Genomic DNA, 6,062 nt, shown 5'->3' with positions numbered 1-6,062 from the left:
GGCGACGATGAGGACGATGCGCAGGATTCGCAGCCCCTGAACCGCGGATCCGCCGACGAGCGCGAACAGGAGGGCGACGAAGAGGACCGACGTGATGCTCCGGGAGATCGAGTACATGCCGTAGAACACGTACTCCGGGATCGCGATCAGCACGAGACAGGACAGGAGGGCCACCTTCGCCGACGGGTAGACGCGAAACGCCAGCGAGTACAGCATCGTCACGCCCGCGGCAAAGATCGACCCGGAAAGCAGGAGCATCGTCGTGTGCGGCTCGAGCCAGCCGCCGGCGAGGTCGTACGTCGCCGCCGAGTAAATGTGCCACAGCGGAAAGGGATCGTAAACCGCCCAGCGCTCCGGCATCGATCCGGTCTCGCGCACCGACAGCATCATCGCGACGTGGGGCGGCAGATCCGTCCGACCGACGAAGTAGAAGTAGTTCAGCGTGACGCTGAAAATCGAGACGAGCAGGGCGAGACAGCAGTGATAGAGGCCGACGGCCGCGTTCGGAACGCCCGACTTCGGGAACGCGATCTGCACGAACAGGAGTCCGTAGACGATCGCGTACACCGCGAAAAACCGCGTCGGCCGAACGACGTTGGTCGCCGTCAGGTACACCAACACCCCGACGAGCGCGTGGATCGGGATCGAGGTGACCCGCCAGTCGAGTCCGCGGTCCGGCCACCCGCTCACGGACGTATTCGTCTCGAGCGAACGGACGACGACCGGCGCCAGGACCATCGGAATTGCGAGGTAGAGGCCCAGGATGCTGAAGTTCGGCAGACCGAGCAGGTAGGGGACGGCCAACCCGAGGATCGCGAGCGCCGGTAACCCGTAGACCGAAGCGGTGAAGGTGACGTCGAACAGCCGGCTCCGCTCGATCGAGAGCGTCATCGCTCCCCCGACGAGCCGGTTCCCCGGCTTCCGCGGCGCGGCGCGGGCGTGCCACGACATCGCACACCGAACGAGTGGGCTCGCGATCCGCGTCGCGGCGACTCGACCACGCATCGGGCTCGATCAGGCCGGGTGCGACTCCGGTGAACGGTCCGCCGACTCGCGGGACGACCGTTCGCGACCGGATCGCAACCGGTGTGGCGACGTTTCAACTCCGATGGCGGCGCGAACAGCGCGTCGGCGAGCAGCGACCGGCGGAAACAGATCGGCGGTCTCGACGGGGCCGGCTTCGCCGTTCCGGGGACCCGCCGCCTCACGCCGGGGAACGGCGGGTGCGCGCACCGAACCCTGCTCAAACTCATCTGGTCTGCCGACGTACGCCGAGCGGTGTTGTATAATCGCGGGGAAACCGCCGTCCAGGTGGACACTCATTTCTACGGATCGATCGACTGGGCGCTGACCCTGCGCCGGAACCGATCGCCCGGGAGTGCGCCGGTTCGGTTCCGTGACATCCGCCGGCTCACCAGACGCGTCCCGCACGGAACCTCGTTCCCGAGCTCGCGCTTTCGCGGCCGCGCACTTCCGGACACGCCTTGATCGCCGATGCGGACCGTCGCCGACCCCCACCGCGCCCGGTAAACAGTCGTTGCGTATCCTCCAGATGGACGAGAACGGGCCGAGGTGGCCCCGTGAATTGCGGGATTCGGAACATCGCCATGTGACCCCCTCGCCGAACTTTCTAAATGGTGTACCCTCCCCCAATATTACATTACTATTGAATCTAACTCGGGGAGAAAGTTTATGATCCTATTACTCCGTGCCACTACTCACGATGGCACGCGAACGACCGATGCGAGACGACGAGCGCTTCGACGACGCCGACGAACCGGACCGAAACGGCGGATTACTCGACCGACGGGCGATGCTGAAGTTAACCGGCGGTGCCGCGGCGGGCGCGGCGGCGTTCGGGCTGGGTGCCGGCTCGGCGGCCGCGGCGGTTCCGGAAGACCCGAGTTCCCACCTCGACAGCGCTCAGGATTACAACCTCATCGACTTCGACGGCGACTGGGAGGAGTGGCTTTCGAACACTCACGGCGGACACGTCTCCACGACGAACGATCACGATCGGGACGGGCGCGCGATGCGCGTGTTCTGGCCGACGGGCGAGTACTACGGCGGGACGATGGAGTACCACATGCTCGACCACCACGGCTACCAGCCCGACGCCGGTCACGTCCGCTACTGGATCTACTTCCCCGACGACTGGCAGTTCCACGACGACGGCCTCGGCGGCACCAAGCTCCCCGGCTTCGCCGCCACCTACCAGACCGGCGATCACGATATCGGCCCCGGCGGCTACGGCGGCCGCCCCTCCGACGGCACCAACGGCTGGTCCGCCCGCATGTTCTGCTGCCGGCCCGACCGCAACGAGTACAACGACGGACCGGTCTCGCTGGGTAGCCAGGTCTATCACGCGGGCGACGGCGGCCAATACGGCGCTCATCCGCGGTGGGAACTTCCCCTCGAGACGGGGACCTGGCACCGGATCGACCAGTTCGTCGCCTGCAACACGCCGGGCGAGGCCGACGGCGTCTACCGCGGCTGGGTCGACGGTGAACTCGCCGTCACGATGGACGATCTTGTCATGCGAGCCGACGGCTACGAGGACCTGATCGCGATCCAGACGCTCTGGCTCAACCTTTATTTCGGCGGCGACTGGGGCTCGCCCACCGATCAGCACGTCCTCTTCGACGACTTCGAACTCTGGCTCTGGCAGGACCGCGACGCCGTCGAGATCGACGCCGGCTCCGACGACGAGCCGGACGACGGAAACGAGGACGATGGGGACGACGAGATCGATCCGGACGACTACGAAGAGCGCTTCTCCTACCACAGCGGCGACGCCGAGGAGTCGACGTACCGGCTCTACGTCGACGGCGAGATCGTCCAGTACGAGTGGGGCTGGGGCGAACACAACGACTCCGTCAGCATCGAGACCGTCGAGATCGACGGCACCGCCTACCAGGTCGTCGACGCCGTCGAGGGACCCGACACCTGGAACAGCTACTACTTCAACGGCGAGGTCGTCGCCATCAGCGCCGACCCCGAGCCAGCGGGGCTGTGGATTACCGGCGAGCAGATCTTCCTCGACGACTACCCGGAGGTTCCGGGCGGCGAAGACGAAGCCGACGATGACGAGGAGGACGCCGACGACGGGGAAGGCGACGACGAGCAGGACGACGAGGACGATTCGGCGACCACCGCTCCCGCGATCGACCGATTCGACGTGACCAGGCGAACCACCGGTCCGTGGGCCCGGGCGAGCGTCGTCTGGTCGGTGTCCGACGAGGACGGGGCGCTGGACGCGGTGACGACCGAACTGCTCGCCGACGGGAACGTCATCGCGTCCGAGATGTCCTCCCTCGGCGGATCGAGCTCGTCAGGCGAGCACCGCGTCCGCAGTCGCGACCGCGGCGGTCCCGACGAGGTCCGCCTCACCGTCGTCGACGAGGCGGGGAACGAGACGGTCGAGACGAAGGACTACTGACCGGCACCCCGGTCGTCATTCTCGGTCGCCCAGATCCGATCGATCGCGCGGAATCGCCCTCGGGTGTTCGATCACAGAGCGCGATTCGTCGGCCGAGCGGTCGCTCCGCCGGCGAACCGGGCGTACCGGTTACGCCCGGTCCAGAAGGCGGCGGATCGGGCCGTTACCGCCGGAACGGGGCGCCACCTTTAGGAGGGCGCGTCGCGCTACGACCGAGTAGATGGCGACCCAGCGGCGGATGCGATTCGTCCACGGGCAGGTCGCGTGGATGGTAGCGACGGTGCTCGCGCTCGCGTTGCTCGGTTCGCTCTCGATCGAGCTGTTCTTCGTCGTCTCGCTGATCGGCCTGCTCATCATCACGGAACTGACCGCCCCGTTCAACGTGACGCCGGCGTGGCGACGGCGACTTCGGTGGGTGATCGCCCTCGGACTGGTCGGCTTCGCCGTAATCGTGGTCCGCCGCATCCTGGCGATCTTGCCGCCGGAGGTGCTCCCGTGGTGAGCCGCGATCGATCAGCAGATTCGGACGGACCCCGGGGAGAGGGCGATCCCGGCGCCCCGGACTGGCTGCGTCGGCTCGTTCGCGGCCGGGTCGAGTGGCCGCGCGTGCTGTTGGTCGCGCTCGCCCTGGCGGTGGCCGTCGCCGTGGTCGCGCTCGCGGCGACGTCGACCGCCGCGTTCGGGCTCTACAACCCCTGGTGGGACGGCACGGCCGACTTCCGGGAGGGGATCGAGAGCGATCCGGCGGTGGAAGAGGAGATCGTCCGGGATACGGCACGCTACGACGAGCTGGACGCGAACGAGACGGTCGCGTTCGTGATGGCCCCGGACGAGCCCTACGAGGGCGCGGACGCCGACCGGATGCGCGCGTTCGTCGCGGACGGCGGAACGCTCGTCGTCCTCGAGAATTTCGGTCCGGCCGGGAACGAGCTGTTGCTCACCGTCGGGGCCGAAGCGCGCTTCGACGGGCGGCTGCTACGGGACGAGCAGCACCACTTCCGCGGACCGGCGATGCCGATCGCGACGGGCGTCGAGGACCACCCGTGGATGGCGGACGTCGAGCAACTGACGCTCAACTACGCCACCGCCGTCGACCCCGGCGAGGACGTGGACCTCGACGAGCTGGACGAGCCCGACGAGACGGACGGACTCGACGAGGCGGGTGAGCCAGCGGACGCGACCGTGCTCGTCCGGACGAGCGAGTTCGCCTACCTCGGTCCCGAGGACGCCGACCTGGACGAGATCGAACCGGCCGCGTACCCGGTCGCGACGGTCGAGGACGTCGGCGACGGCCGCGCGGTCGCGGTGGGCGATCCGAGCATCGCGATCAACGCGATGATCGGCGAACCTGACAACGAGGCCTTCCTGCGGGGGCTGTACGCCGACGCGGATCGGGTCGTCGTCGACGTCTCGCACGCGGAAGACCTGCCGCCGGCCGCCGAGGCCGTCCTCGCCCTGCGCGGTTCCCCGGCGCTGCAGCTGCTCGTCGGCGTCGTCGGAATCGCGGCGATCGCCGGCCTCGCGCGCCGGCGCGTCCGGCCGACCATCTCGCGACGGCTCGAATCCCGACTGCCGGCGCGGTTTCGGCCGATCGACGGCGACGCCGAGACGGTGCCCGCGGGACTCTCCGACGACGAACGCGTCGAATTCCTCCGCCGTCGGTACCCCGAGTGGGACGAGGAGCGCATCCGGCGCGTGATAACAGCGCTTAACCGCGATGACGTGAAAGGTGAGGCCGAATGAGCGGACACGACGGATTCGGCGGGTCCGACGCGCCGGAGCGCGCTCCGCAGGCCGTCTTCGGCGCCCTGCGCTCGGAGATGAAGCGCGTCCTGGTCGGCAACGACGAGACGGTCGAGTTCCTGACGATCGCGGCGTTGACCCGCGGGCACCTCCTGCTCGAGGGCGTCCCCGGCGTCGCCAAGACGACGGCCGCGAACCTGTTCGCGCGCGCCTCGGGGCTGACGTACAATCGGATCCAGATGACCTCGGACATCCTGCCGGCGGACATCACGGGGACCCACGTCTACCGGGAGCCTACGGGCGAGTTCGAACTCCAGCGCGGGCCGATCTTCGCGAACCTCGTCGTCGCCGACGAGATCAACCGCGCGACGCCGAAGACCCAGAGCGCGATGCTCGAGGCGATGCAGGAGCGACAGGTCACCCTCGAGGGCGAGACCCTTCCCCTGCCGACGCCGTTCATGGTCGTCGCCACCCAGAACCCGATCGAGATAGAGGGGGTCTTCGAGCTCCCCGAGGCCCAGCGCGACCGCTTCATGTTCAAGCTGACGCTCGACATCCCCGATCGCGAGCACGAGCGGGAGATCGTCGACCGCTTCGACGCGAATCCGGACCTCGATCCGGAGACCGTCGAGCGGGTCGTCACGGCGGAGGACCTGCTGGCCGCCCGCGAGGCCGCGTTGGAGACGCACCTCGCCGAGCCGGTGAAGGAGTACGTCCTCGACCTCGTCGCCGCGACCCGGACCCACCCCGACGTCACCCACGGCGCCTCCCCGCGGGCCTCGCTGGCCTTCCTGAACGGCGCCAAGGCGCGAGCGGCGATCCACGGCCGCGACTACGTCATCCCCGACGACGCGAAGGCCATCGCCGAACAGGTCCTCGG

The 6,062-nt window shown here is 68.4% G+C and carries 4 protein-coding genes and 1 pseudogene; 4 read left to right on the top strand and 1 reads right to left on the bottom strand.

Translation table 11 applies throughout. The features are described 5' to 3' along the window. Positions 1 to 891 (bottom strand): annotated as a pseudogene (locus QZT59_RS09175) (hypothetical protein); the annotation flags it as partial. A gap of 832 nt (positions 892 to 1,723) precedes the next feature. On the opposite strand from QZT59_RS09175, the gene QZT59_RS09170 reads away from it, so the two are divergent. From QZT59_RS09170 to QZT59_RS09155, 4 genes are all read left to right on the top strand, one after another. Next, positions 1,724 to 3,439 carry a polysaccharide lyase gene (locus QZT59_RS09170; protein WP_290814600.1) on the top strand — a complete coding sequence of 572 codons (1,716 nt, stop codon included), beginning with the start codon at positions 1,724 to 1,726 and terminating at the stop codon, positions 3,437 to 3,439. A gap of 220 nt (positions 3,440 to 3,659) precedes the next feature. After that, the gene (locus QZT59_RS09165) at positions 3,660 to 3,941 is read left to right on the top strand and encodes a hypothetical protein (RefSeq protein WP_290814597.1); all 282 of its coding nucleotides are present in this window, start codon (positions 3,660 to 3,662) and stop codon (positions 3,939 to 3,941) included. A gap of 65 nt (positions 3,942 to 4,006) precedes the next feature. Next, positions 4,007 to 5,182, top strand: a complete 1,176-nt coding sequence (locus QZT59_RS09160) for a DUF4350 domain-containing protein (RefSeq protein ID WP_290814602.1) — start codon at positions 4,007 to 4,009, stop codon at positions 5,180 to 5,182. Then, positions 5,179 to 6,062, top strand: an 884-nt coding sequence (locus tag QZT59_RS09155; RefSeq protein WP_290814595.1) for a MoxR family ATPase, incomplete at its 3' end; no start/stop codon positions are given. The genes QZT59_RS09160 and QZT59_RS09155, both read left to right, overlap by 4 nt.

The sequence above is a fragment of the Halovivax sp. genome, from assembly GCA_007119345.1.
Lineage (GTDB): Archaea > Halobacteriota > Halobacteria > Halobacteriales > Natrialbaceae > Halovivax.
The sequence above is the reverse complement of the archived record's forward strand: the minus strand, read 5'-3'. Positions and strand labels throughout refer to the sequence as shown.

Excerpts from the sequence above, each read along its gene's own strand:
- QZT59_RS09170 (WP_290814600.1), top strand. The coding sequence starts at position 1,724 with ATGGCACGCGAACGACCGATGCGAGACGACGAGCGCTTCGACGACGCC.
- QZT59_RS09165 (WP_290814597.1), top strand. The coding sequence starts at position 3,660 with ATGGCGACCCAGCGGCGGATGCGATTCGTCCACGGGCAGGTCGCGTGG.